Origin of the sequence: Rhodococcus sp. DN22, from assembly GCF_036669995.1 — a bacterium.
GTDB classification, from domain to species: Bacteria; Actinomycetota; Actinomycetes; order Mycobacteriales; family Mycobacteriaceae; genus Rhodococcus_F; species Rhodococcus_F erythropolis.
This window is the reverse complement of record NZ_CP133326.1, coordinates 2425773-2450262: the sequence shown is the minus strand read 5'-3', so window position 1 is coordinate 2450262 and position 24490 is coordinate 2425773. Positions and strand designations below refer to the sequence as shown.

Annotated in this window: 23 protein-coding genes and 1 other RNA gene; 10 read left to right on the top strand and 14 right to left on the bottom strand. The window is 63.0% G+C overall.

The window, feature by feature from the left end; all coding sequences use genetic code 11:
• Positions 1–20: 20 nt before the first annotated feature.
• The 3 genes from RA302_RS11215 (at position 21) to RA302_RS11205 (ending at position 3310) form a co-directional block, all read left to right on the top strand.
• On the top strand, positions 21–836 hold the full coding sequence (locus tag RA302_RS11215; protein WP_322742219.1) for a GNAT family N-acetyltransferase: 816 nt from the start codon (positions 21–23) through the stop codon (positions 834–836).
• A gap of 108 nt (positions 837–944) precedes the next feature.
• The gene (locus RA302_RS11210) at positions 945–2228 is read left to right on the top strand and encodes a DUF222 domain-containing protein (protein ID WP_338480664.1); all 1284 of its coding nucleotides are present in this window, start codon (positions 945–947) and stop codon (positions 2226–2228) included.
• Between the two features lie 101 nt (positions 2229–2329).
• Positions 2330–3310 carry an alkaline phosphatase family protein gene (locus RA302_RS11205; RefSeq protein WP_134998789.1) on the top strand — a complete coding sequence of 327 codons (981 nt, stop codon included), beginning with the start codon at positions 2330–2332 and terminating at the stop codon, positions 3308–3310.
• Between the two features lie 89 nt (positions 3311–3399).
• Here the strand turns inward: RA302_RS11205 and ssrA are convergent.
• The 3 genes from ssrA to RA302_RS11190 form a co-directional block, all read right to left on the bottom strand.
• Positions 3400–3770, bottom strand: a transfer-messenger RNA (tmRNA) gene (ssrA, locus tag RA302_RS11200).
• A gap of 66 nt (positions 3771–3836) precedes the next feature.
• Positions 3837–5375, bottom strand: a complete 1539-nt coding sequence (locus RA302_RS11195) for an SDR family oxidoreductase (protein WP_084326421.1) — start codon at positions 5373–5375, stop codon at positions 3837–3839.
• Positions 5376–5395: 20 nt separating this feature from the next.
• Positions 5396–6343 carry an NAD(P)/FAD-dependent oxidoreductase gene (locus tag RA302_RS11190; protein ID WP_338480660.1) on the bottom strand — a complete coding sequence of 316 codons (948 nt, stop codon included), beginning with the start codon at positions 6341–6343 and terminating at the stop codon, positions 5396–5398.
• 65 nt (positions 6344–6408) lie between these two features.
• On the opposite strand from RA302_RS11190, the gene RA302_RS11185 reads away from it, so the two are divergent.
• On the top strand, positions 6409–6993 hold the full coding sequence (locus RA302_RS11185; protein WP_007731290.1) for an XRE family transcriptional regulator: 585 nt from the start codon (positions 6409–6411) through the stop codon (positions 6991–6993).
• A 36-nt stretch (positions 6994–7029) separates the two neighbouring features.
• Here RA302_RS11185 and RA302_RS11180 read toward each other — a convergent pair whose 3' ends face one another.
• The 7 genes from RA302_RS11180 to prfB form a co-directional block, all read right to left on the bottom strand.
• On the bottom strand, positions 7030–7887 hold the full coding sequence (locus RA302_RS11180) for a DMT family transporter (protein ID WP_075832889.1): 858 nt from the start codon (positions 7885–7887) through the stop codon (positions 7030–7032).
• 8 nt (positions 7888–7895) lie between these two features.
• Positions 7896–8369: an SsrA-binding protein SmpB gene (smpB, locus tag RA302_RS11175; protein WP_003942330.1), complete on the bottom strand. Its 474-nt coding sequence runs from the start codon at positions 8367–8369 to the stop codon at positions 7896–7898.
• Positions 8370–8445: 76 nt separating this feature from the next.
• Complete coding sequence (gene ftsX / locus RA302_RS11170; protein WP_003942367.1) at positions 8446–9351, bottom strand: permease-like cell division protein FtsX; 906 nt, start codon at positions 9349–9351, stop codon at positions 8446–8448.
• An 81-nt stretch (positions 9352–9432) separates the two neighbouring features.
• Positions 9433–10122, bottom strand: coding sequence for a cell division ATP-binding protein FtsE (ftsE, locus tag RA302_RS11165; protein ID WP_003942294.1), 690 nt, complete (start codon positions 10120–10122; stop codon positions 9433–9435).
• Positions 10123–10184: 62 nt separating this feature from the next.
• The gene (locus tag RA302_RS11160) at positions 10185–10670 is read right to left on the bottom strand and encodes a hypothetical protein (protein WP_020907206.1); all 486 of its coding nucleotides are present in this window, start codon (positions 10668–10670) and stop codon (positions 10185–10187) included.
• Positions 10667–11551: a mechanosensitive ion channel family protein gene (locus tag RA302_RS11155; protein ID WP_019747849.1), complete on the bottom strand. Its 885-nt coding sequence runs from the start codon at positions 11549–11551 to the stop codon at positions 10667–10669. The genes RA302_RS11160 and RA302_RS11155 overlap by 4 nt, the downstream gene beginning before the upstream one ends.
• Before the next feature lie 22 nt (positions 11552–11573).
• The gene (gene prfB / locus RA302_RS11150; protein ID WP_003942364.1) at positions 11574–12680 is read right to left on the bottom strand and encodes a peptide chain release factor 2; all 1107 of its coding nucleotides are present in this window, start codon (positions 12678–12680) and stop codon (positions 11574–11576) included.
• A 133-nt stretch (positions 12681–12813) separates the two neighbouring features.
• Here prfB and RA302_RS11145 point away from each other — a divergent pair, with 133 nt between their 5' ends.
• The 3 genes from RA302_RS11145 to RA302_RS11135 all read left to right on the top strand — a co-directional run bounded on the left by RA302_RS11145 (position 12814) and on the right by RA302_RS11135 (position 15768).
• On the top strand, positions 12814–13308 hold the full coding sequence (locus RA302_RS11145; RefSeq protein ID WP_019747848.1) for a carbonic anhydrase: 495 nt from the start codon (positions 12814–12816) through the stop codon (positions 13306–13308).
• A 19-nt stretch (positions 13309–13327) separates the two neighbouring features.
• Positions 13328–14110 (top strand): histidinol-phosphatase, encoded by a 783-nt coding sequence (gene hisN / locus RA302_RS11140; protein WP_019747847.1) that lies wholly within the window; start codon positions 13328–13330, stop codon positions 14108–14110.
• Positions 14111–14247: 137 nt separating this feature from the next.
• Entirely contained in the window at positions 14248–15768 is a 1521-nt protein-coding gene (locus RA302_RS11135; RefSeq protein ID WP_338480652.1) for a multicopper oxidase domain-containing protein, read from the top strand.
• Here the strand turns inward: RA302_RS11135 and RA302_RS11130 are convergent.
• Positions 15762–16400, bottom strand: coding sequence for a response regulator transcription factor (locus RA302_RS11130; RefSeq protein ID WP_269577736.1), 639 nt, complete (start codon positions 16398–16400; stop codon positions 15762–15764). The two genes, RA302_RS11135 and RA302_RS11130, sit on opposite strands and share 7 nt — an antisense overlap.
• Positions 16397–17503, bottom strand: coding sequence for a histidine kinase (locus RA302_RS11125; protein ID WP_338481170.1), 1107 nt, complete (start codon positions 17501–17503; stop codon positions 16397–16399). The genes RA302_RS11130 and RA302_RS11125 overlap by 4 nt, the downstream gene beginning before the upstream one ends.
• Before the next feature lie 142 nt (positions 17504–17645).
• On the opposite strand from RA302_RS11125, the gene RA302_RS11120 reads away from it, so the two are divergent.
• The 3 genes from RA302_RS11120 to RA302_RS11110 all read left to right on the top strand — a co-directional run bounded on the left by RA302_RS11120 (position 17646) and on the right by RA302_RS11110 (position 22135).
• Entirely contained in the window at positions 17646–19094 is a 1449-nt protein-coding gene (locus tag RA302_RS11120) for an acyl-CoA dehydrogenase family protein (RefSeq protein ID WP_029255064.1), read from the top strand.
• A 27-nt stretch (positions 19095–19121) separates the two neighbouring features.
• Positions 19122–20327: an acyl-CoA dehydrogenase family protein gene (locus RA302_RS11115; protein ID WP_003942363.1), complete on the top strand. Its 1206-nt coding sequence runs from the start codon at positions 19122–19124 to the stop codon at positions 20325–20327.
• A 173-nt stretch (positions 20328–20500) separates the two neighbouring features.
• Positions 20501–22135, top strand: coding sequence for an acyl-CoA synthetase (locus tag RA302_RS11110; RefSeq protein WP_003942348.1), 1635 nt, complete (start codon positions 20501–20503; stop codon positions 22133–22135).
• Between the two features lie 6 nt (positions 22136–22141).
• On the opposite strand, the gene RA302_RS11105 is transcribed toward RA302_RS11110, so the two are convergent.
• Together RA302_RS11105 and RA302_RS11100 are read right to left on the bottom strand one after the other, a co-directional pair.
• Positions 22142–23470 carry an amidohydrolase family protein gene (locus RA302_RS11105; RefSeq protein ID WP_338480648.1) on the bottom strand — a complete coding sequence of 443 codons (1329 nt, stop codon included), beginning with the start codon at positions 23468–23470 and terminating at the stop codon, positions 22142–22144.
• Between the two features lie 40 nt (positions 23471–23510).
• Positions 23511–24488: a 2-oxoglutarate and iron-dependent oxygenase domain-containing protein gene (locus RA302_RS11100; protein ID WP_020907141.1), complete on the bottom strand. Its 978-nt coding sequence runs from the start codon at positions 24486–24488 to the stop codon at positions 23511–23513.
• Positions 24489–24490 lie beyond the last annotated feature (2 nt).

Sequence of the window (24490 nt, the reverse complement as noted above, 5' to 3'; positions counted from 1 at the left end):
GGGTTCGTAGAATTTCTTTTGTGAATCGTGAAGCACTCGTCGGTGACGTCCTCGACGCCATGGACGCCAACTTGGTTTCCCATGCCTGCCACCTGCATGAACACTTGCCGACTGCATCGGTCACGGTCACCGCAGATGTTGTCGTCGCAGACAGCGGCCTCGCCGACGACACTTTCAACATCATCGCTGGTGCTCGCTTCGCCGTACCTGCCGACGGGCCCGAAGATCGGCGACTGATCGACATCCTCGCCTCGATTCGGGCAACCGGACGTCCGTTCTCCTGGTGGACCGGCCCCCGCGATAATCCCTCTGACCTCGGGGCTCGCCTGTCCGCCCTCGGCTGCGTGCGCTCCGAGGAAGAACGAGCGATGACGGCGGACCTTGACGTCGTCCCTCATCCGACGCCTGTCCCAAAACTCTCCGTTCATCGGGTGACTACTCGTACCCAGCTCGCCGACTATGCCGCCGTGATGGCCGCCAACTGGTCGCCGCCCTCAGCCGCAGTAATTGGATTCTTCGAAGACACCGCTGATACCGCCCTCGATGAGCGTTCGCGGAGTTCGTTTGTCGTGGGGTACGCGAACTCCCAGCCTGTCGCCGGAGCCGAGGTCCACTTTGCCGCCGGCGTCGCCGGCCTGTATGGCGTCGTCACACTCGAAACGGCTCGCCGACGCGGATTCGGCTCGGCGGTCACCCTTGCCGCACTCGACATCGCCCGCGAGCGAGGTGCCCGAACAGCAGTACTTCAGGCGTCCAGCGACGGCGCACAGCTCTATCGAAACCTCGGCTTCAGGGATGTCGGCACCTACGCCGAGTACTCGATCGGAAGCAGTTAGACGTCCCCACGGGGACGCTTTCACCCCGTATCCGTGAAGGTGTCGGCACCCACATCTATCATCGAACGTACATTCGAAATGATGTCGGACGCGAGCCGGGGGGCAACCATGAACGCAGCATTAACCGAGAACGCACCACCGATCGATGAAGATACGCAGGGTTCCAACCGAGACGACGTGGATCAGCTCGGCTCGGAAATCTGCGCCCTCGCCGGCCAGATCGCCGCGGCCACGGCTCGATTCCTTACCCTCCTGTCGAAATTCGACGAAGACCGCGGATGGACCGGTCCGGGACTTCACTCGTGCGCCCACTGGTTGTCGTGGAAGTGCGGAATGAGCCTGCACACCGGCCGTGAATACGTTCGCGTCGCCAAAGCGCTCCGACCTTTGCCCGAGATGCGGAAGGCCTTCGAGCAAGGCCGCCTGTCCTACTCGAAGGTTCGCGCCCTCACCCGGGTCACCACGCCCTCCAACGAAAAGCAGATGGTTCGGTTCGGATGTGAGGCGCCCGCAGCCCAGATCGATCGTCTCGCCGCAGGTCTGCGTAAAGCAACCGACAACGAATCCGGCAAAACCAAAGCGGTCGAACATCTTCAGGTCCGCTGGCATTGGGACCCGGATACGGGCGAATTTGTCATCAAAGGACGCCTGCCTGCGCAGGACGGCGCCCGAATCCTCGCAGCGTTAGCTGTGGCGGAACGTGAACGCACCCGAATCGCCGCCATCCGCCCCGTAGACGAGAAGGCCGCAAAGAACCCGGTCGGAAATATCGGGCCAGGTCTCGTCGCGATGGCAGAGCTCGCCACCGCCGCAGTCACGGACCGCACGCCCAAGGCCGCCGCGAACGAAGTTGTGTTCTTCCACGAAGCGAACACCGTCCGAGTGCCGAGCGGACCCGCATTGCCTCAAAATGCCGCTGAGGAAGTGCTCTGCAACGCCAAGCTTCGCCTGGGAACGACCAAGGAAGGATGCGTTCTGAATCTAGGTCGGCGGACTCGCGTCGTCAGCGCTAAACAAATGTTGGCATTGAACTACCGCGACGGATGCTGCCGCACACCAGGATGCGGACGGACCCGCTTCCTGCACGCACATCACGTGAAATTCTGGGGACGCGGCGGCAATACGGACTTGGACAATTTGATCATGCTTTGCGGTACCTGCCACCGCGCGCTGCACGACGGCCAGTTCACGATCTCTGCACTCGGCGAGCAGAAGTTCGAGTTTCATTACGCCAATGGCGACGTCATCGACCCAGCACCGCCAACAGAGGGGTTCGCCGATGACCTATTGCGCGGAGACGTACCCGACGACGCGATCGTACCGGCGTGGAGCGGAGAGCCCCTCCACCTCGATCACGCGGTCAGCGTCATCCTTGACGGCTGGGCCGCGTGAGCAAACATTGGTCTAGTCCAATCTGAATCCGTCGTGAACAATCGGACAACCCTCGCATTCAGGTAGTGCAATTGGTCTAGTCCTATCGCAATATCTTTAGCGTGACCAAGAAAATCGCACGCACCTCAGCCGCTATCACACTCCTCCTCGCCGGCGCTGTTGCTGCCGGAACTGCAACTGCTGCAGCAATTCCCGGATCGTTCGACCTCAATCCGTCGGCCGCTGAGAAGACAGTTGTCATCGGCCTTGACGGCACCATGCTCAGCCACATCAAGACCGCCGACGCTCCCCGTCTCCAGAAACTGATCGCCGAAGGAACCAGCGGCGAATCCTCCATCCTCGGCCACACCACCATCTCCGGACCGTCGTGGTCGACCATCCTGACCGGAGTCTGGGACACCAAGCACGGTGTCAAGGACAACACGTACGCAGGCGCCCGCTTCGACCTCTACCCGAGCGTGTTCACACGGTTGGAAACAGCACAGCCCTCTCTGCTCACCGAGTCGATCTCCACCTGGGGCGGCATCGACAACATCGCATCCAGCGGCACGCCGAAAGCCGACGTTGTCGTCACCACTGCCGATGCAGGTTCCGGAGCGGCCACCGATGCTGCGACCGCTGACGCCGTCGCCCGCGACATCACTGACAAGGGACCTGACCTGATCTTCACCCAACTCGATCAGGTGGACGGCGCGGGGCACAGCGGCGGCACCAACGGCGCTGCGTACGAAGAGTCCATTGCCTCGGTCGACGCTCAGGTGGGCAAGATTGTCGATGCCGTTGATCAACGCGCAGCGAAGACCGGTGAGAAGTGGACGGTTCTGGTCACTGCGGATCACGGCCACAAGCCTGCCGGAGGGCACGGTGGCCAGACGCCGGCGGAAGCAACGACATTCGTCATTGCACGCGGTGCGGGATACGCGGCCGGCAAGACCACCGACGCGTACACGATCGCCGACATCACGCCGACCATCCTCCAAAGCCTGGGCGTTGCATTGCCTGCCGATCTGGACGGAAAGCCGCTGGCCAAGGAAGCTCCCGGCTTCGTCGGCTCGGTCGACCTGGGATTCTTCGGCTCCTGATCGCAAGAAGTCCCGGGCGCTCAGCAGAGTGCCGCAGCAAGACCGCAAAAAGGTCGGGCCGGAGAGCGTGTGCTCTCCGGCCCGACCTGTTGTGGAGCTGCCGGGAATTGAACCCGGGTCCTACGTTGAATCGCTAGGGCTTCTCCGTGTGCAGTTCGCTAAGTTTCTACTTGGATCTCCCAGTCTCGCGAACAAGCCAGGATGACGATCCCAGTCACTGTTTGATGTCCCATTCGACTCCGTGACCGAGCCGAACAGTAAAGCCCTCTAGCTGATGCCAGGAACCGGGTCGAGGGCAACCCCGGGCTGACAGACACGCTTCGCTACTTAGGCAGCGAGAGCGTAGTCGCGCTGATTGGAATCGGCGCTTATAGGTTTGCAGCGACGCTTACGGTGGTCTCTTGCCTGCACCGACACGCTTCCCCTAACTCAACACACGCAGTCGAAACCGTTCAGCCCCGTGTGTGCCCCGCGTCTTTCGTGGGGCTATTCACTATAACGCGCCGAAGTTCGGAAGTCATACCAATTAATCGGCGGCACTTTCCGTGTCCTGCGCCGCAGCTGATTCCCTGATAGCTGCGGTCTCACGCTCTGCAGCACCGGTGATGTTGGTGATCATCCCCTGGAAGACCACTCCGTGGAAAGGCAGGATCGAGTACCAGTACGCCCGGCCGGCGAGCCCGCGAGGGAAGAAGACCGCACGCTGATCGAGATGCGAACCCACCGGCCGTCCATCCGCACCCGCCGGACCTTCCGACACTCGCAACTCCAACCATGCTCCGCCCGGGACCTTCATCTCGGCGCGCAACCGGAGCAACTTGCCTCGATCGATTTCTTCGACCCGCCAGAAGTCCAGGGCTTCACCGGTGTTGAGCCGACGTGGATCCCGCCTACCCCGGCGCAGTCCGACCCCGCCGACCGCGCGGTCCATCCACCCCCGGATGGCCCACGCCAAAGGGAATGAATACCAACCATTCTCGCCGCCGATCGACTCGACGACCGACCAGAGGGTTTTCGGATCCGCAGCACAGTCACGTTCGCGGTGGTCTACGTAAACTGCCTCCCCTGCCCAGTCCGGGTCGGACGGAAGAGGATCGGACGGCGCTCCCGCGATCGTCGCACCGGACCACGCCGTCTCCACCTCACCGGTCTCGATCTTGCGAAGCGCCAAACGCACAGCTTCCCGGTACGGTGTGAGGCCACCGGCCGGAGGCGGGATGAAGTCGTCGATGTCGTGGTTGTGCATCACCGCGTCGTTCTGCAGTGATTCGATCAGTGGCATCGCCAAGCCCCGCGGGATCGGCGTGACCAATCCCACCCAGTGACCTGCCAGACGCGGGGTGAGGACGGGCAAGACGAGGATGCGTCGGCGTACCAATCCTGCGACGTCGGCGTAGGTGTTCATCATCTCGCCGTACTGCATGACATCTGGCCCACCGATGTCGAAGGCGCGGTTGACCTCCGGCGTTGTCGCCGCGGCTGCGATCAAATAGTGAAGTACGTCACGCACCGCGATCGGCTGAATGTTGTTGTGCACCCACTTGGGTGTGGTCATCACCGGAAGTCGATTGGTCAAGTGGCGCACCATTTCGAAGGACGCCGAACCCGATCCGATCACCACCCCAGCTTGAAATACAACTGTCGGAACCTCGGAGTCGAGGAGGATCCGACCGACTTCGAGCCGAGACTGCAAGTGAGTCGACAACTCTCGGTCGGACGGATGAAGCCCGCCCAGGTACACGATCCGGCGCACCCCCGCATCGCGGGCAGCGGCGGCGACGTTCTCCGCGCTTCGCTTGTCGATATCCGAGAACGACCCTCCACCGCCCATGGCGTGAACGAGGTAGTAGACCACGTCGATATCGTCGAAAACACCTGAGAGGGAGGCACTGTCGGTCAGATCCCCACGCTTGATCTCCACGGAATCATGCCAGGGAACATCGCGTAGTTTCTCCGGGCTGCGCACCACCACTCGAACGCGATGGCCCTCTTCGACCAGACGAGGGGCAAGACGTCCGCCGATGTATCCGGTCGCACCCGTGATCAACACTCTCACTGCGTCCATCACCCCACGCTACGCACAATTCAACTGCGAAGCGCCAGTGCAACCTCGAGATCGTCGTTGGTCAACATCATGTTGATCCCCGCTCCAGCCTTCGCCCCGGCGGCTGCGGCCATGATGACCTGGGCACCCGGGTCGACGACGTTGCCCGCAGCGAACACGCCGGGCACGCTCGTCGCCCCCATCATGTCGACTGTGACGAAATCGCCCATCATCGTCTCAGCGCGCTGCGCGCCGAATGCGCGCAAGATCGCATCGTTGGGGTCCATCGTGAGGGCGCCACCGACAAAGACCGCCGAACGCGCGACCACAGTGCCGTCGGCCAACCGCACGCCCACCAACCGATCATCCTCGACGACGGGACCAGCGATCTCACCCTCGACGATCGAAATATCGCGAGCTGCAAGCTTTTCCCGATCTTCGCAACTCAGTTCGGTGATTCGATGGAGGAAGAGAACTACGTCGTCGGACCACTGGCGAACCATGAGGGCCTGGTGCATCGCAAATTCCGCGCTCTTGGCGATCACGCCAAGCGGCTGATCGCGCACGCTGTACCCGTGGCAGTACGGGCAGTGCAACACGTCGCGGCCCCAACGCTCGCCGAAGACTTCGAGTTCGACCGGCAGGCGGTCCGTCAGACCCGTTGCAACAAGGACTTTGCGCACCTGAATCTTGCTGCCGTCAGCCAGTTCTACCGAGAATTTCTCGCCGTCCCGTGTCACGGAGACAACGGTGCCGTCATGGAACTCGCCGCCGAATTTGCGGACCTCACCTCGGCCGATGGTCAACAATTCGGCGGGGTTCATGCCGTCGCGGGAGAGGAATCCGTTCATGTGATCGGCGGCCGCGTTCCGTGGCGATCCGTTGTCGAAGACGATCACGGACCTGCGTGCCTGACCAAGGATGAGTGCGGCGTTCAGCCCCGCCGCGCCGGCTCCGATTACTGCTACGTCGAATGAGTTCTGCGTCATGAATCCAGAATGACAAGAGATCGCGTTCTTGACAAACACTGTTGCCACTTTGGCAAAATAGATCCATGACCGAAACATCGTTCGAAGCCGTTCTAGCCGGCATCGGCCCTCGCCTACGTGCGTTGCGCCAGCAGTCCGACATGACCCTGGCCGACCTGTCAGAGACCACCGACATCAGCGTCAGCACACTCTCGAGACTCGAATCCGGTACTCGGCGAGCCAACTTGGAGTTGCTGCTGCCGATCGCCAAGGCACACGGCGTCCCGTTGGACGACCTGGTGAACAGCAAGATCAAGGACCCCCGCGTTCGAGAAGAACCGCGAACGGTCGGATGCATGACGGTCATTCCGCTGACCAGTCAGCCCGGCAACCTCCAGGCCTACAAGATGATCATCTCCCCCACCGACGACGATCGCGAACCGGGATCCCACGAGGGCTACGAGTGGGTCTACGTTCTGTCCGGGCGCATCCGACTCCAACTCGGCGACCGGGATTTCATCATGGGGGCAGGTGAGGCCGCCGAGTTCGACACCCACATTCCGCACCGCATCAGCGCTGCCGACGGCCGACCTGCGGAGGCGATCAGTCTCTTCGGGAAACAGGGCGAGCGTGTTCACCTACGCGCAGCGCCGGCCGACAGACGCGGCTGAAACACTAGGACTGAAAACGCTGGAACTCGAAAGAATCTAGGCGCCCGCGACGGCAATCATGCCGACTGCCGCCAGCGCCAACAGCATTCCCGCTTGTTGCACGCGGCTTACCCGCTCGCCCAGCATCACCATGGCGAGCAGAACCGTCGCAGCCGGATACAGCGAACCGATCACGCTGACCAGTGAGAGCATTCCGCCTTGGAAGGCGTAGATCATCGTCCCGTTCGCGACGACGTCGAGGACGCTGACGTACACCGCGAGTTTGAGTGGCTCGCCTCGTGGGAGAACGAAGTGACCGGCCGCCAGCGCGACCAACCACACCACGACGGTCGCGGCGCCGCGAGATACGGCCAACGCCCACAGTCCGCTGCCCTCGCCGATCTGGTGAAGTGCGATGAACGAGAGAGCAAATGCGCCGCCGCTTCCGACGGTCAGAAGCGCCACTTGCCTGGTGAAGCGGAGAGTGATTCCGCCGGCGACCTCACCCGCGGTGTCGTCAGGCGACTCGCGGCTGACCAGGACGACGGCGACCAGCGCGACGGCAATACCCAGGTACGCGATCAACCCCGGCCGCTCACCGAATGCGAATCCGACGAGCACCGGAATACCCGCCACCAGAACAGCTGTCAGCGGCGAGACCACCGACATTGGGCCAGTTGCCAGCGCGAGATAGAACCACCACACCGCCAGACCACTCGTGACGCCCGCGATCGCGCCCCAGATCAAACCGTTCAGCGTCAGCGTCCCGGATACGAAAGGTGCTGCGATCAGAACGATGACGAGCGAGAGCGGATACGAGACGATCACCACACGCAGTGCGGCAACTCGTCGTGATGCAACTCCCCCGACGAAGTCGCTGACTCCGTAGGCAACTGCCGCCACGAGGGCAAGCAGGATGGAGGTCAGCGCATGCCCTTGATACGACGACCGAGCTCGCGGGTCACCTCGCGCTCGGCGGTCCGCTTGGCCATGTCCTGGCGCTTGTCGTAGTCCTGCTTACCCTTTGCCAGCGCGAGTTCGACCTTGACCTTGCCGTCGTTGAAGTACATCGACAGCGGAACCAGTGTCTGGTTTCCCTCGCGGGTCTTGCCGACGAGGTGCTCGATCTCACGCTTGTGCAGCAGGAGCTTTCGGGTGCGACGCGGAGAGTGGTTGTTCCACGTGCCTTGCGTGTACTCCGGAATGTGCAACGAGCGCAACCACACTTCGCCGTTGTCCACGGTGGCGAACGCATCGACGAGCGACGCCTTGCCTTCACGCAGACTCTTGACCTCGGTCCCGACGAGCGCGATACCGGCCTCGTAGGTGTCGATGATCGTGTAGTTGTGGCGTGCTTTGCGATTGGTCGCAATGACCTTGCGGCCCTTTTCCTTCACTGTCCGGGCCTCTCAGTCCGCTGTCTTGCTGTCGAATGGTTCTTGCTGTTCCAGCATAGAAGCTCGTGCAAACCGATTATTCGCGGACGTACAGACGCAGTGTCACGTACGCCGTCACCGCGGCCATTCCGACGCCGGCAAGCACGAGGATCGGCGAGACGAACAGCACGTCACTGTTGGAGATCCGCGCCACGATGTTGGCTTCGTAGACATCGGACAGGACCCCGTCGATGAAGACGTTCTTCGCCGTGAACAGTCCGGCAATGGCGAGCACCGCACCGATCAAGGCCGCCACGACGGCTTCGAGGAGGAACGGAAGCTGGGTGTACCACCGCGTCGCGCCGACCAACCGCATGATGTTGACCTCGGTACGACGCGTGAACGCGGCGATCTGGACCATGTTGGCGATCAGCAGGATGGCCGCGATCGCCTGGACGATCGCGATCGCGAACGCTGCGTTGCGCACTCCACCGAGCACGCTGAACAGTCGGTCCACCAACTCGCGCTGATTGAGCACACTCTCGACGCCGGGCCTCGAACCGAAGGTGTCGTTGATGACGCCGAATCGCTCCGGGTCACTGAGCTTGACCTTGAACGACGCCGGGAAGCTGTCCGGGCTCACCAGCGCTGCCAGCTCGGGCTGGTCCTTGAACACGCGCTCGGTGGCGTCCTTCACGGCGTCTTCGCGGTTGAGGTACTGAACCGCGACGACGGACGGAGTCTGCTCGAGTTCCTTGCGCAACGAACTGCAGATCTCCTGCTCGCAACCGGGATCAGCCGAAGAGATGTCGTCGGTCAGGAAGATCTGCACCTCGACGCGTTCGAGGAAGATCTGCTGGGTCTTGCCTGCCATCTGCACGACCAGCAGACCCCCGCCGAAGAGACCGAGGGAGATTGCCGTCGTCAAGATCATGGCGATGGTCATCGTGATGTTGCGGCGTAGGCCGGTCAGTACTTCGCTGAAAATAAAGCTGGCGCGCATCGGGGAATCCGATTCCTTTTCGAGAGGCCGGTTGTTTCACGACAACCGGTGGGCGTACGGGACGTGTGGTCGTAGTCGGCGCTACCTGCCGACGCCGTACACACCCCGCGCTTCGTCTCTGGTCACCTTGCCGAGATCGAGTTCGATGACGCGTCGACGCATGGAGTCGACGATGTGGTGATCGTGGGTCGCCATCACGACGGTGGTGCCTGTGCGGTTGATCCGCTCGAGCAGCAACATGATGTCCTGGCTCGTTTCGGGGTCCAGGTTGCCGGTGGGCTCGTCGGCGAGCAGCACGAGCGGGCGGTTCACGAATGCGCGGGCGATGGCGACGCGCTGCTGCTCACCGCCGGAGAGTTCGGTGGGCAGTCGATCGGCTTTGCCGGCCAGACCGACCATGTCGAGAACCTCGGGCACAGTGCGCGCGATGACGTTGCGGGGTTTGCCGATGACTTCCAACGCAAAGGCGACGTTCTCGGACACCGTCTTCTGCTGAAGCAGGCGGAAGTCCTGGAAAACACAACCCATGCTTTGGCGAAGCTTCGGCACGCGGCGGGCCGCCAACTTGTTGACGTGGAAATCCGCGACCTCGATGTCACCGGACGTGGGCGACTCCATCTTGAGCAGCAACCGCATGAACGTCGACTTGCCGGAGCCGGAGGGGCCGATGAGGAAGACGAACTCCCCCTTCTCCACCTCCACGCTCACTTTGTCGAGCGCCGGCCTGGTGGAGGCCTTGTAGGACTTCGACACATTCTTCATGCTGATCACAACTAGCCAGTCTAGCCGTTATCTAACGGTGACCTTGGCGCCACGCGCGAGCACCCTCGTCCTTATCCGGTACCTGTGGTCGCAGGTGACTGTGGCACCGACGTCGGTGCCTGCATTGCCGCGCCAGGTTGCGGGACGGTCGTCGTCGCAGGAGTCGTCGGCACTGTGGTCGCAGACTGTTCGGCGTTTCCCGGAGCAGGCGCTGGACCAGAAGTCGGCGTCGGAGAACCGGAGCTGCCCGTACTCGATTCCGAGGACGGAGCCTCGGAGGTGGTCGTCTGCTCGGTCGAGGACGGCACGGGGGTCGTCGTCGACGGTTGTTTGACCGAAGGCGCGACGTACGGCTCGGTCTGCGACGTGTCGACGCTCGGCGGCGGGTTTGCTGCCGTTTCTTCCGGGTTGAGGTACGTGTGCAGCAGATACGTGAGGATCCAGGCGACCACGAGAATGAACGTCGAGGTGCGCATCCGGCCACCGAAGATCCGTGACGGAAGCCAGTCCAGGTGAATCAGGCGGTCGAGTCCGCGGCGCGGTTCCTGATCGGTCATTCGCTCGCCTCCTCGGTCCGTGCGGTGTGCAGATCCGGTGACACCGTGATCCCCTGACGTCGCAGTGCTGCGGCGACGCGGACACGAAGTGCTCGCCCGACCTGGAATTGTTTGCCAGGCAGCGTGCGCGCAACCATCCGCACGTTGACCTGATCGACCTCGAGGCTTTCGACGCCCATGACAGTGGGCTCGTCGAGCAGCAGTTTCTTGAGTCCACGGTCAGCCATCGCGTCGACTCCGACCTGACGAAGTACCTCGTTGACCCGGGTGAGGTCGGCAGTCGCCGGAACCGGAACGTCGATGACGGCGCGTGCCCAGTCCTTGGACAGGTTGGTCGCTTTCACGATCTGGCCGTTGGGAACGGTGATGACCTCGCCGTCGGAGTTTCTCATCCGCGTCACGCGCAGGGTCACGTCCTCGATGACACCTTCGGCGTCGTCGGAGGAGCCGGTGATCGCAAGCCGGACGGTGTCACCGAAGCCGTACTGGCGTTCGGTGATGATGAAAAAACCGGCAAGAATGTCCTGCACGACGCGCTGTGCACCGAAACCGAGCGCCGCACCGAGAACAGTTGCCGGCGCCACGAGACTGCCGATCGGCAAATTCAGTTGGTCGAGAACCTTCAGCGTCGCGATCACGTAGATGAACGTGATGACCACCCAGGTGATGACCTGCGCGACCGAGTGGCGATGCTTGGTCGCCTCGGAGCGAACCAGCGCATCGCCCAACTGATAGTTGGAGTCGATCTGGTCGGTGACCTTGTTGCCGCCCCAACTGACCAACCGGGCGAGAATCATCGCGCCGAGCACGGTCATGAGGACGGACAAACCGGTGGTTTGAAGCCAATCGAGCAGGTTCTGCCCAGGTCGAAGTAAAGTCATCGTGCCTTTCGGTATCCGAACGCTATGCGGACTGGTTCTCGCTCATGCGCCAGCGGATGCCGGCCTCGAGGAACCCGTCGATGTCGCCGTCGAGCACTGCCGACGGGTTGTTGACCTCGTACTCGGTACGCAGGTCCTTGACCATCTGGTACGGATGCAGAACGTAGGAACGCATCTGGTTGCCCCACGAGCTGCCGCTGTCGCCCTTGAGCGCATCCATCTCGGCGCGCTCTTCCTGACGCTTGACCGCGAGCAGCTTGGCCTGCAGGACGCGCATCGCCGACACCTTGTTCTGGAGCTGCGACTTCTCGTTCTGACAGGTGACGACGATTCCCGTCGGGATGTGTGTGAGTCGAACGGCGGAGTCAGTGGTGTTCACGGACTGGCCACCCGGACCGGACGAGCGGTAGACGTCGACGCGGATGTCGTTCTCGTTGATCTCGATGTGGTCGGTCGTCTCGACGACCGGCAGGACCTCGACCTCGGCGAACGACGTCTGGCGACGCCCCTGGTTGTCGAACGGGCTGATTCGGACGAGCCGGTGGGTGCCCATCTCGACTGACAGCGTTCCGTAGGTGTACGGACCCTTGATCGCGAACGTCGCGCTCTTGAGTCCGGCTTCTTCGGCGTACGACGTGTCGTAGACCTCGACGCCGTAGTCGTGCTTCTCTGCCCAGCGGATGTACATACGCATGAGCATCTCGGCCCAGTCTGCGGCGTCGATTCCGCCGGCGCCGGAGCGGATGTTGATGAGTGCGTCGCGCTCGTCGTACTCGCCCGACAGCATGGTCTTGACTTCCATCGCCGCGATGTCGTCACGCAGGCTCGCCCGCTCGGCGTCGGCATCGGCCACCGCGTCGGGGCCTTCGTCTTCTGCCAGTTCGTAGAGGATCGGCATCTCGTCGAGCCGCTCGCGCAGTGCGACGATGCGGCGAAGCTCCGCCTGGGCGTGGGATAGCTGGCTGGTGACCTGCTGGGCGTGTTCCTGGTCGTTCCACAGACCGGGGTCGGCCGCCTGGTGCTCGAGCTCGTCGATGCGTCGGCGCAGCTCCTCGACGTCCACAACCGATTCGCAGGTGCGAAGGGTGGTGTCGAGGGCGTTCAGGTCTGCAATTACGTCGGGATGCACGGTTCTCAAGGCTACCGGGTGCCGACCTGGGCTCTGCTGTGCGTCACCCTGTCCGCTCCCCCGTGCGTCACCTATTGGGATCACCGCGACTGGAAGCCTTGCCAACCAGGGTCCGAGGGAACCTACTGGAGTGATGACTGTCACCGACGAATACCTGCAGAACAACGCCGCCTACGCCGAGCAGTTCACCGGTCCGCTCCCCCTCCCACCCAGCAAGCACGTTGCCGTTCTCGCCTGCATGGACGCCCGCATCGACGTCTATCGGGTGCTGGGGATCCAGGAAGGTGAATCGCACGTCATCCGCAATGCGGGTGGAGTCGTCACCGACGACGAGATCCGATCCCTCGCCATCAGCCAGCGTCTGCTGGGAACTACCGAGATCATCCTCATCCACCACACCGACTGCGGAATGCTGACGTTCACCGACGACGACTTCAAGCGATCCATCCAGGACGAGATCGGCATCAAACCCAACTGGGCTGCCGAATCGTTCCCCGACATCGACGAGGACGTCCGTCAGTCGTTGAAGCGCATCGAGAACAGTCCGTTCGTCACCGCGACGACCTCCCTACGCGGATTCGTCTTCGACGTCGCCACCGGAAAGCTGAACGAAGTCCTCCCCGTTTGAGCCGGTAGGTTGTGTACCCGTGACCGATCGCGCATCCGACCTCGCACTCGCCCTCCGTATCGCCGACGAGGCTGACGCGATCACTCGCGCCCGCTTCGGTGCGCTCGATCTTCGAGTCGACGACAAGCCGGACCTCACCCCTGTCTCCGACGCCGACCTCGCTGTCGAGCGTGCAGTGCGCGCGACACTCGGTGAGCACCGACCGGAGGATTCCGTACTGGGCGAAGAATTCGGCGGCGACGCAGTCTTCGAGGGCAGGCAGTGGGTGGTCGACCCCATCGACGGGACCAAGAACTTCGTCCGCAACGTACCGGTGTGGGCCACGCTGATCAGCTTGCTCGAGGACGGCGTCCCCGTCATCGGCGTCGTGAGCGCACCCGCCCTGAATCGGCGATGGTGGGCTGCAACAGGTTTGGGCGCACATACGTCCTTCGGGGACAGTGATGCGCGGGCGATCCAGGTATCCGCCGTCGATCGCAGCGAGTCAGCGAGCCTGAGCTTCTCGAGCCTCTCGGGGTGGAAGGACCGCGGAATTCGCGATCAGTTCGTCGAACTCACCGACCACGTATGGCGCGTGCGCGGTTACGGGGACTTCTTCTCCTACTGCCTCGTGGCCGAAGGCGCCGTCGACATTGCTGCCGAACCCGAGGTTTCCCTGTGGGATCTGGCAGCGCTCGACGTATTGGTCCGTGAGGCCGGCGGCGCGTTCACCGATCTGGACGGCGGCGCAGGTCCGCACGGCGGCAGCGCGGTCGCCACCAACGGACTGCTGCACGAAGACGTTCTGGCCCGCCTGCGGTAACCACCCGGATACCAGAACATCCCACCCGCCGCAAGGGCCCGAGGGAGGAGTTCCGACAGGCCCGTCGGCAGGATTCGGCACGACATCTCGGCCCGTTGACTGGAAGTAGTTGATCACGCACTACTTCCAGGAGAACGATGAACCGGATATCCAGGCGCACGATTCTGTTCGGTCTGGCCGCAGCGCCCCTCGGGCTCGCGGTGGGCTGCGGCGCCGACCCGGCAGCGAAGAGCACCACGTTGGCGGTGGCCGGAACTTCGCGTCCGCTACCGATTCCGCCGCTTGCCGAATCCACCGTCGACGACGCTGGTGTTCGCCACTTCACACTCCGTGCCGGTGCCGGAACCGCCGAGATCGTCGCGGGAAAACTCACCGACACTTGGGGTTTCAACGGATCCATTCTGGGGCCCACCGTCCGCGCCGAGCGCGGAGAATCTGTCGCATTCACGATCGACAACACACTGGCAGAGCCCACGACCGTCCATTGGCACGGCATGCATCTGCCCGCCAGATACGACGGTGGCCCGCACCAGACCATCGAAGCCGGCGGACGCTGGGAACCGGCGTGGACGATCGGCCAGCCGGCGTCGACGCTCTGGTATCACCCACACCCGCACGGATCCACCGAACGGCACGTGCAGCGCGGTCTTGCCAGACTTTTCCTGATCGACGATGCCGACACGCGGGCGCTGGACATCCCCAAAACCTATGGTGTCGACGATGTTCCGCTGATAATCCAGGATCGTCGATTCCTCGCCGACGGCAGCTTCGACGAATCAGATCCGACCGACATCGGCCTGCTCGGCGACACGATCGTCACCAACGGCATCTCCGACGCCTACCTCGACGTCACCACCGGGGTCGTCCGGTTGCGCATCCTGAACGGCTCTTCCGGCCGTCTCTACAACCTGGGGTTCCCCGACGACCGCACGTTCGATCTGATTGCCACCGACGGCGGACTGCTCGAATCACCGATTGCAATCAAGCGGATTCAGCTCAGCCCCGGCGAACGAGCCGAGATCGTGGTTCGCGTCGACCCCGGTGCGACGACCACACTGGTGTCGTTCCCGATCGAGGACGGCGGTGGCGTGAGTTCCTCCGACGCCGAGAACTTCGGCATGAACGACCGCTTCGACATCATCGAACTGCGGGGCGTTGCCAGCCGCGCGTCACGGTCGACTCTCCCGGCGCAGTTGGCCGCACTGCCGCGTCTCGATCCGTCGAAGGCTAGCGTTTCCCGAACCTTCGATCTGCAGTGGTACATGATCAACGGGCAACGAATGGACATGAACCGCATCGACTTCGAGGCCGAGGTCGGCGCGACCGAGGTGTGGACGATCACCAACAAGGACAACTGGCCACACAATTTCCATGTCCACGACGTACAGTTCCAGATCCTCGACGTCGACGGTCGCACTCCCCCGCCACACTTGCGCGGACTCAAGGACACCGTCTACACACCGCCGGGCGGCAGGGTTCGCGTCGCACTGCAGTGGTCCGAGTACACCGATCCCACGTTCCCGTACATGTTCCACTGCCACCTGCTGATGCACGAGGACCAAGGGATGATGGGCCAATTCCTCGTCCTCGAGCCGGGACAGAAGGCGGCTCCGATGCAGATGGACATGCCGATGCCTGGTTCGCACTCCGGTCACTGAGAGTTCTGCAAGTGGTACACAGCGAGGCGAACCCGATTGTCGCAACCGGTCTTCGACATCAGGTTCGCCACGTGTGTCTTCACCGTGGTCACACCCAGATGCAGCGTGTCCGCGATCTCCTGATTGCTCTTCCCTTCTGCCACCAGTGCGAGGACCTGCGATTCGCGATCGGTCAGCGGAACCCTCTCTGTCACCGCAGTGTCTGCGATACCACCGATCACCGCTCGATCCACAACGCGGCGGAGAAGTTCCGAAGTGAACACCATCTCGCCCTCGGCGACCCGCCGAATGGCGCCGAGCAGCTCGGCGGGTTCGGTATCCTTGACGAAGAACCCCGAAGCCCCCGCGGCGAGTGCGGGATACAGATGATCGTCGTCGTCGAAGGTGGTCAACACGAGAATGCGCGCTCGTCGACCGGCCTTGACGATCTGCTGCGTGGCACCGATCCCGTCCAGCCCGGGCATTCTCAAGTCCATCAGAATCACGTCGGGATCCAATTCGGCAGCGAGTGCTACCGCCTCGACGCCGTTCGACGCCTCACCGGCCACGGTCATGTCCTCGGCTGCAGCGCACAGCATCCGCAAACCGGCGCGCACCAGTCGCTGGTCGTCGACGATCAGCACGCTGATCACGAGACACCGCCCGAGACAACCAGTGGAATACTCACGTGCACTTCCCATTTCCCGTCACTGTTCGTGCCGGCGGTCATCTCGCCGCCGACCAACTCCGCGCGCTCCTGCATTCCCACCAGGCCATGACCTGCATTCCGGGGCGATCCCTCGACGTCGTTGACAACCCTGACATGCACCCGGTTGTCATCGCGACCGACCGAGACCGATACCAGCCCCTTCTTGTCGCCATGCTTCATGACGTTGGTCAGTGATTCCTGAATCACCCGCAACAACGTCAGCCTCCCGATCGCATCGAGATCGGCTGCGCCTGACTCGACATTCTCCTGGGTATCGAAAACCGACTGCACCTCGAAACCTGCCGCACGCACACGATCTATCGCCGCACCGATTTCCGCGTCTACGGCATCCGGCTCGACCAGAGCGACCTCACCGAGCGAAGGATCACGAAGTGCGACCAGAAGCCGACGGATATCGGCCAACGCATCCGACGCCGTCGCACGCACATCCGCGAGGACCTCACGCACGGCCTCGTCCTGGGGCGCCAAGACATGTTGAGCCACGCCGATTCTCAGGACGATCGATGCCATGTGGTGTGCAACCAGGTCGTGCAGTTCGCGGGCGAGCGCACTGCGCTCCGCAGCGCGGGTCTGCGCAAGATTGTTCGCGGCCAATTCACGCTGCGAGCGCAGATACAGTCCGAGCAGCAGTGGCAACCCCACGTACGCAAGCACTTTCACAGCCGTGGTGACCGAGAAGAATGCTTCGTGAGCTTCGAACCAGATCCCCGCGAGCACCGAACCGCACCATCCTGCTGCCGATACGGCAACCATTTCTCTGCGCTCGGCCCGCATCGTGACGTCGACGACGGCGACAGCCCCGAGATACGGAACAAGTTCGGACAGCCCCCAGGCGTCGGCGACGAACATCGGAACGGCGAGCGCCGAGATGACCAGTGAAGCGAAGACCGGCCATCGACGGCCGGCGACGAAGGCGAGCGCCGACAGCATCGACAGCATCCAGTAGGTGACGGGAACTCGATACTCCCCCGGATACGTGCTGGCGATCAACAGGCACGGGACCACCACCAACGGCGCGTAGCGCATATATCGCTGTATCCGATCTGGCACCTCTGTCCGGCTCACCCCTCGAGCCTATGACGCGCATCATTTCGCGGTTTCTCGACAACAGACCTTACTGATGAGTAAGATAAAAATCGTCCAACGCCCCAACACCGAGAAACAGCTGGTGATCATGACCAAGCAAGACAGTGTTGCCCCCGACAAGAGCGCTCAGCGCAGCGAATCGGGCGCGCAGCGCGGCGGCGCCAAGGGTGCGCCACGCGACACGTCCGCCGTCGGCCTGAACCCGATCAAACGCGACGCCATGGGCGCAGCCATGCGTGTGCTTACCAAGATCACCGGTTCGGAACTGGCCGAGAAGTTCAATCTGCGTCAGACCATCGATCGCGTGACCTACGAGGGCACCAAGACGGGCTTCAAAACCCTGGGTGCCGCCACTCGAGGATTCCAGAAGGTCTCGGGCAACGGTGCACCCAAGCGCCTGCCCGACAACCCGAGCAAGAACGCCGACTACTTCGATCTCACCCCGGACGACGACCAGAAGATGATCGTCGAGACGGTGCGTGAGTTCGCGGCCGAAATCCTGCGTCCCGCGGCCTACGACGCCGACGGCGCAGCTCAGGCCCCCGCCGATCTCTCCAAGCGCGCGGCCGAGCTCGGTATCACGCTGATCAACGTTCCCGAAGAACTCGACGGAGCAGCCGCCGATCGCGGCGCAGTCACCAATTCTCTTGTTGCCGAGGCACTTGCGCACGGAGACATGGGACTTGCACTTCCGATCCTCGCACCGAGCGGTGTTGCAGTTGCACTGACGCAGTGGGGCACCGACGCGCAGCAGAAGACCTACCTTCCGGCCTTCACCGGCGAGCAGGTCCCCGGCGCAGCAGTGGTGGTCAACGAACCACGCGCACTGTTCGATCCGTTTGCCCTGCAGACCAAGGCAGTGCGCTCCCCCAGCGGATACAAGCTCAACGGCGTCAAGAGCTTGGTGCCCGCCGCGGCTACGTCCGAACTCTTCGTCATCGCCGCGGAACTCGACGGCAAGCCGTCCTTCTTCATCGTCGAATCCGACACCAAGGGACTCGTCGTCGAAGCAGATCCCAGCATGGGTCTGCGCGCCGCCGGCCTGGGTCGCCTGATCCTCACCGACGTCGCTGTGTCGGAGTCCGCACTGCTCGGCGACGGTGACGCCGAGCAGCGCAAGGCCGAATACGCCGACGCGATTCGCCTGGCTCGCCTCGGTTGGGCGTCCATGGCCGTCGGCACCAGTCAGGCAGTTCTCGACTACGTGATTCCGTACGTCAACGAGCGCGAAGCGTTCGGCGAGCCGATCAGCCACCGCCAGGCGGTTGCCTTCATGGTCGCCAACATCGGCATCGAACTCGACGGACTGCGTCTGGTCACGCTTCGCGGCGCTTCACGCGCCGAGCAAGGCTTGTCCTTCGCTCGCGAATCCGCTCTGGCCCGGAAGCTGGCTTCCGAGAAGGGCATGCAGATCGGCCTCGACGGTGTGCAACTCCTCGGTGGACACGGGTTCACCAAGGAACACCCGGTCGAGCGCTGGTACCGCGACCTCCGTGCCATCGGCGTTGCCGAGGGCATCGTCCTCATCTGACGCCGCTGAACTTCCAGGAGAACCACGATGATCAACCTCGAACTTCCCAAGAAGCTCAAAGCATCAGCGAACCAGGCACATCAGGTCGCGGCGCAGATCTTCCGACCCATTTCACGTAAGTACGATCTCGCTGAGCACGAGTATCCCGTCGAGCTCGACACCATGGCCGCCATGGTCGAAGGCCTCTCCGATTCCGGTGGAGACATCGGCGGTGCCAGCGGCGGACGGTCCGACGCGAGCGCCAAGGGTGGCAACGCCAACGGCGGCAACATGTCTGCGCTCCTCAACTCGCTCGAAACATCTTGGGGCGACGTCGGACTCATGCTCTCGATCCCCTACCAGGGGCTCGGCAACGCCGCGATCGCCGCAGTGTCCACCGACGAACAGCTCGAACGTTTCGGCAAGGTGTGGGCCTCGATGGCCATCACCGAACCGAGCTTCGGTTCCGACTCCGCCGCAGTGACCACCACCGCCGTTCTCGACGGCGACGAGTGGGTTCTCAACGGCGAGAAGATCTTCGTCACCGCCGGTGAGCGTTCGACGCACATCGTCGTGTGGGCGTCAGTCGACAAGTCGAAGGGCCGAGCGGCCATCAAGTCGTTCGTCGTTCCGCGTGACGCACCGGGCCTGAGCGTTGCTCGCCTCGAGCACAAGCTGGGCATCAAGGCCTCCGACACCGCAGTACTCCTGCTCCAGGATTGCCGCATTCCCGCGGACAACATCCTCGGCAGCCCGGAGGTCAACGTCGAGCAGGGCTTTGCCGGCGTCATGCAGACGTTCGACAACACCCGGCCCCTCGTTGCAGCCATGGCCGTCGGCGTCGGACGCGCGGCTCTCGAAGAACTGCGCGGCATCCTGACCGAAGCCGGTGTCGAGATCTCCTACGACACACCGGTCTACAACCAGCATGCAGCTGCAGCCGAGTTCATCCGTTTGGAAGCCGACTGGGAGGCCGCGTACCTGCTGTCTCTGCGCGCGGCGTGGATGGCGGACAACAAGAAGCCGAACTCGCTCGAAGCGTCCATGTCCAAGGCGAAGGCCGGCCGCACCGGCACCGACGTGACGCTCAAGGCAGTCGAGTTGGCCGGAACCTACGGCTACTCGCAGCGCCCGTTGCTCGAGAAGTGGGGCCGCGACTCGAAGATTCTCGACATCTTCGAGGGCACCCAGCAGATCCAGCAGCTGATCGTCGCACGCCGCCTGCTCGGAAAGTCGTCCGCCGAACTGAAGTGACGGTCGAACTGAAGTGACGGTCGCACAGACCCGATCCCGAAACCCTCCGCCCCGCCACCTTTCGAGGTGGCGGGGCGGAGTGCTCGGTCGCCATCGTGAAACTTCACCACCGAAACCTGATTGCCCATTAGTGTGTAATCAGTCCTACAACGACGCTCGGAAGAGGTTCACGTATGCCCGGATTGGTCACCAAGGTCACTGACACCATCGGCGCGGCGGGGGTCATGTTCCGAGCCGGACTCGTCCCGTTCCCTCGCCTCGATCGCGGGCTCAAATCCATTGCAGCCGTGGACAAGTACGGACCCTTTGCCGGGCCGGTCCATGCACACGCCGAGAACGGCTACGACGCGGTGGCGATCATCGACGAGCGCGGACCCATCACCTATGCCGAGCTCGAGCGTCAGAGCAACGCGTTGGTCCGGGCGTGGCAGGCCGACGGCATCACGTCCGACTCCGTCATGGGTGCGATGTGCCGTAACCATCGAGGCTTGGTCCTGACCATGCTGGCGGCAGCGAAGAACGGAACGAAGCTCGTTCTCATGAACACGGGCTTCGCACGGCCCCAACTCGTGGACGTCGCAGCGCGTGAGAAGGTGGTCGCCTTCGTCTACGACGACGAGTTCGCTGACATCGCCGATGCCTTGCCGGACGACGTCGTCGTCTATCGTTCCTGGCCAGAGGGCACGGCCGCGGACGGTTCCACGGCAGCTACTCTCGACGAGGCCATCGCCGGACGCACCACGTCGTCGGTGCCGGCACCCGAGAAGAACGGTGGCTTCGTCCTCCTCACCAGCGGCACAACGGGAACTCCCAAGGGTGCGCCGCGTGGCCACACCTCCCCTCTCGCGTCGGCGCAGTTCCTCGACCGCGTGCCGTTGCGCCGCGGACAGACCATGATGATGGCGGCCCCTGCCTTCCACGGAACCGGCGTTTCGCAGTTCGCTCTCGCGTTGGCGCTCGGCCAGACCGTCGTCATGCATCGAAAGTTCGACCCGGAGAACACGATCAAACTTGTCGCACAATACAAGTGCGACAGTCTGGTCGTGGTCCCGACGATGCTCACTCGCATCATCGACCTCGGTCCCGACGTGCTGTCCAAGTACGACACGTCGAACCTGAAGATCATCTTCTCGGCAGGTTCGTCACTCTCACCCGATCTGTGCAAGCGAGTCACGGCCTCGTTCGGCTACGTCCTCTACAACCTGTACGGATCCACCGAGGTCGCGGTGGCAACAGTCGCGACTCCCGAGGATCTGACCATTGCGCCGGGAACCGCGGGCCGCGCGCCGGTGACCTGTCACGTCGAACTGTTCGACGAGAACAACAAGAAGATCACCACCCCACACACGATCGGCAGAATCTTCGTCGCCAGCGGGCTGAGCTTCGAGGGATACACCGACGGGCGTGACAAGGAACGTATCGACGGACTTCTCTCGACCGGCGACGTCGGACACTTCGACGCCAACGGCCTCCTCTTCGTCGACGGCCGCGACGACGACATGATCGTCTCCGGTGGCGAGAACGTCTACCCGCTCGAAGTCGAGAACCTGCTCGCCGATCGAGAGGACGTCTTGGAAGCGGCAGTCATCGGAGTCGAGGACGCCGACTTCGGGCACCGCCTGCGAGCGTTTGTCGTCGTCGCCCACGGCGCCGACCAGAACTCCGACGAGCTGAAGGATCACGTCCGGTCGAATCTCGCGCGCTACAAGGTTCCCCGCGAGATCGTCTTCATCGACGAACTTCCCCGCAACGCCACCGGAAAGCTGTTGCGCCGCGTCCTGATCGAGATGGAGATCAGCGAAGACTGAGCACAGTCACAAAGCGCTGAGCGTCCGGATCAATTCCGCCTCGTCGACGCGAGTTGAGTGCCCGTCGCGGAGCACGACCTCGCCCGCAACCAACACCGTGTCCACGATCTGACGACTGCCCGTCGTGAGAATGGACGCGCCCGGATCTCGCACCGGGAGGCAACCGAAGTCGCGTTCGAACCGAATCATGGTGAGGTCGGCGGGATCGCCCACGGAGATCCCGCCAGACCTGGCCGGCAGACCGAGTGCTGCGTTCGCACCGCCGGATGCGATGTCGATCATGGCTTCGAAGCCGAGCAGGTCGGCGCGGCCACGCGCGGCTCGCTGCACGTAGGCGCCGGTGCGCAGCGTCTCGAGCATGTCCTGAGTATCGTTGCTGGCTGCGCCGTCCACACCCAACCCCACCGCGATCCCCGCGTCGAGGAAACTCGGGACGGGCGCGATTCCGCTACCGAGGCGCATGTTGCTGACGGGGTTGTACGACACTCCGACGCCGCGCTCCGCCAGCACCTTCTGACCACGGTCGTCGAGTTCGACGCAGTGGACCGCCAGCACCCGGTCCCACAAGAACCCATGGGAATCGAGGTAGTCGACCGCGTTCATGCCCGCGTGTTCGGTACACATCGTGTTGTCGGTCTGCGTCTCGAGCAGGTGAATCGAGACCGTCAGGTCGCGAGCCTGCGCGAACTCACGCACTTCCGACATCCCGTCCGGGGTCAGCGAACGCGGGTTCGGTACCGCGACTGCCACGTCAATGCGGGAACCGGCGACGTCGCGCATCATCTGATCCGTATGTGCGAGAACATCTCCGAGTGGTTGCATGAGCCGCGGATCGAAGCCCCACTTCCTCGTCTTGTCCGCCCGGTCTGCGGTTCCGCGTCCCAGCACCGCACGAATCCCGGTGTCGTGCAACGCCCGGATCACAGCGTCGTGAACCTCGCTGGACGGGTGCGGCCACATGTGTTCGACCAGGGTCGTCGTACCGCTGCGCAATGCCTCCAGCGAGGCTGCGACAGTGGCCGTGTGTGCGCGCTCCGGCGTGATCTGAACCGACTCTTCTGCGACCGCGAGTAGCCATTCGAGAAGCGGTGTCCCTTCGGCGATCCCACGCATCAGTGACTGCTGAAGGTGCGTATGGGTGTTGACGAACCCAGGGATCAGATACGCCCCCGATCCGTCCACACTTCCAGGTGTGGCGGTGCCGGTCGACTTCTCGATCAATTCGACCACCCCATTCGAGACGACGACGTCGCGGCCGGTCAGCCATTGCCCGCCGCTGTACAACGTCACGTCCCGGATGATCGCGTCGGTCATGTTCTTGGGCGCGGTAGTCATCGCCAGTTCTCCTGAAAGTGTGTGACGGAACGGATACGGATCAACGCGCGAAGTTCGCGCGTACTCGCTGGTCGATGTAGTCCTCGGCAGTGATCGGCGGGTATTTGCCCGCCGGCCCCTCGATGGTCACGTCGCGGTTCGCCTGAGCGAAGAACGCGAGGCTGTAGCGGGCTCCCCGATAGTCGGTGACTCCGGGACTCTTGACCCGGTGGAAGTTCGACGGCAGGACATCATCACTCCATCTCATCAGCATGTCGCCGATGTTGCAGGTGATCGCTTCCTCGGCCGGCACCACCGACGTCCATTCCTGGGTGTCCATCTCCTTGCCCGGGCACAGTTGCAACCCGCCCTGACCGTCACGCTGGAAAAGCAATGTCAGGCAATCGAAATCGGTGTGCGCTCCGGCACGCCACATCCCTTCGACATCTGCGTCGGCGGCAAGGGGGAAGTAGTGGAGTAGTCGCAGTGTGCTCTGGTAGGTGGCCACCGACGGGTCATGTGCCCTGGTGAAGAAGTCTCGTTCGAATCCCAGCTTCTCGGCGAAGCACGACAACAGGTCCATCGCAATGCCCCAGCACTTGGCTTCGAAGTCCAGGATCGTTTCGCGGAATCCACCCAATTCGTCTGCAGTGGGCCACAGATCACCCATATGCGGGCGGGTCACCTGGTAGGACTCTTTCTGATCAGGTGTTCCGATGGACGGACGCACCTGCGTCATGCTCTCCCAGCCGGAGTTGAAACCCTTCTTGAGCGGGTACTGCGCCTTGACCTCAGTGGGCAGTGCAAAGAATCGCTCGGCCGCCGCGAAAGCCTCGCGGACCTGGTCCAGATCGATTCCGTGATTGACGATTTGGAAGAATCCGATGTCGGTCGCTGCCGACCACAACTCCTCGGCGATCTCGCTGCGCCGGTTCTCGAAATCCGAGAGATCGATTCTTCGGACCTCGCGGTCGGTGGTCTCCGTGCCCAGGCCACCCATGCGGGTCTCGCGGTTGAGTTCTGTCATGTCGTACGTCATTT

What these genes read in the sequence shown, in the direction of transcription:
- RA302_RS11210 (WP_338480664.1), top strand. Translation starts at nt 945, where the DNA reads ATGAACGCAGCATTAACCGAGAACGCACCACCGATCGATGAAGATACG.
- RA302_RS11195 (WP_084326421.1), bottom strand. Translation starts at nt 5,375, where the DNA reads ATGGACGCAGTGAGAGTGTTGATCACGGGTGCGACCGGATACATCGGC.
- RA302_RS11190 (WP_338480660.1), bottom strand. Translation starts at nt 6,343, where the DNA reads ATGACGCAGAACTCATTCGACGTAGCAGTAATCGGAGCCGGCGCGGCG.
- RA302_RS11185 (WP_007731290.1), top strand. Translation starts at nt 6,409, where the DNA reads ATGACCGAAACATCGTTCGAAGCCGTTCTAGCCGGCATCGGCCCTCGC.
- ftsX (WP_003942367.1), bottom strand. Translation starts at nt 9,351, where the DNA reads ATGCGCGCCAGCTTTATTTTCAGCGAAGTACTGACCGGCCTACGCCGC.
- RA302_RS11160 (WP_020907206.1), bottom strand. Translation starts at nt 10,670, where the DNA reads ATGACCGATCAGGAACCGCGCCGCGGACTCGACCGCCTGATTCACCTG.
- RA302_RS11155 (WP_019747849.1), bottom strand. Translation starts at nt 11,551, where the DNA reads ATGACTTTACTTCGACCTGGGCAGAACCTGCTCGATTGGCTTCAAACC.
- RA302_RS11145 (WP_019747848.1), top strand. Translation starts at nt 12,814, where the DNA reads ATGACTGTCACCGACGAATACCTGCAGAACAACGCCGCCTACGCCGAG.
- RA302_RS11135 (WP_338480652.1), top strand. Translation starts at nt 14,248, where the DNA reads ATGAACCGGATATCCAGGCGCACGATTCTGTTCGGTCTGGCCGCAGCG.
- RA302_RS11125 (WP_338481170.1), bottom strand. Translation starts at nt 17,503, where the DNA reads ATGCGCTACGCGCCGTTGGTGGTGGTCCCGTGCCTGTTGATCGCCAGC.
- RA302_RS11115 (WP_003942363.1), top strand. Translation starts at nt 19,122, where the DNA reads ATGATCAACCTCGAACTTCCCAAGAAGCTCAAAGCATCAGCGAACCAG.
- RA302_RS11110 (WP_003942348.1), top strand. Translation starts at nt 20,501, where the DNA reads ATGCCCGGATTGGTCACCAAGGTCACTGACACCATCGGCGCGGCGGGG.
- RA302_RS11105 (WP_338480648.1), bottom strand. Translation starts at nt 23,470, where the DNA reads ATGACTACCGCGCCCAAGAACATGACCGACGCGATCATCCGGGACGTG.
- RA302_RS11100 (WP_020907141.1), bottom strand. Translation starts at nt 24,488, where the DNA reads ATGACGTACGACATGACAGAACTCAACCGCGAGACCCGCATGGGTGGC.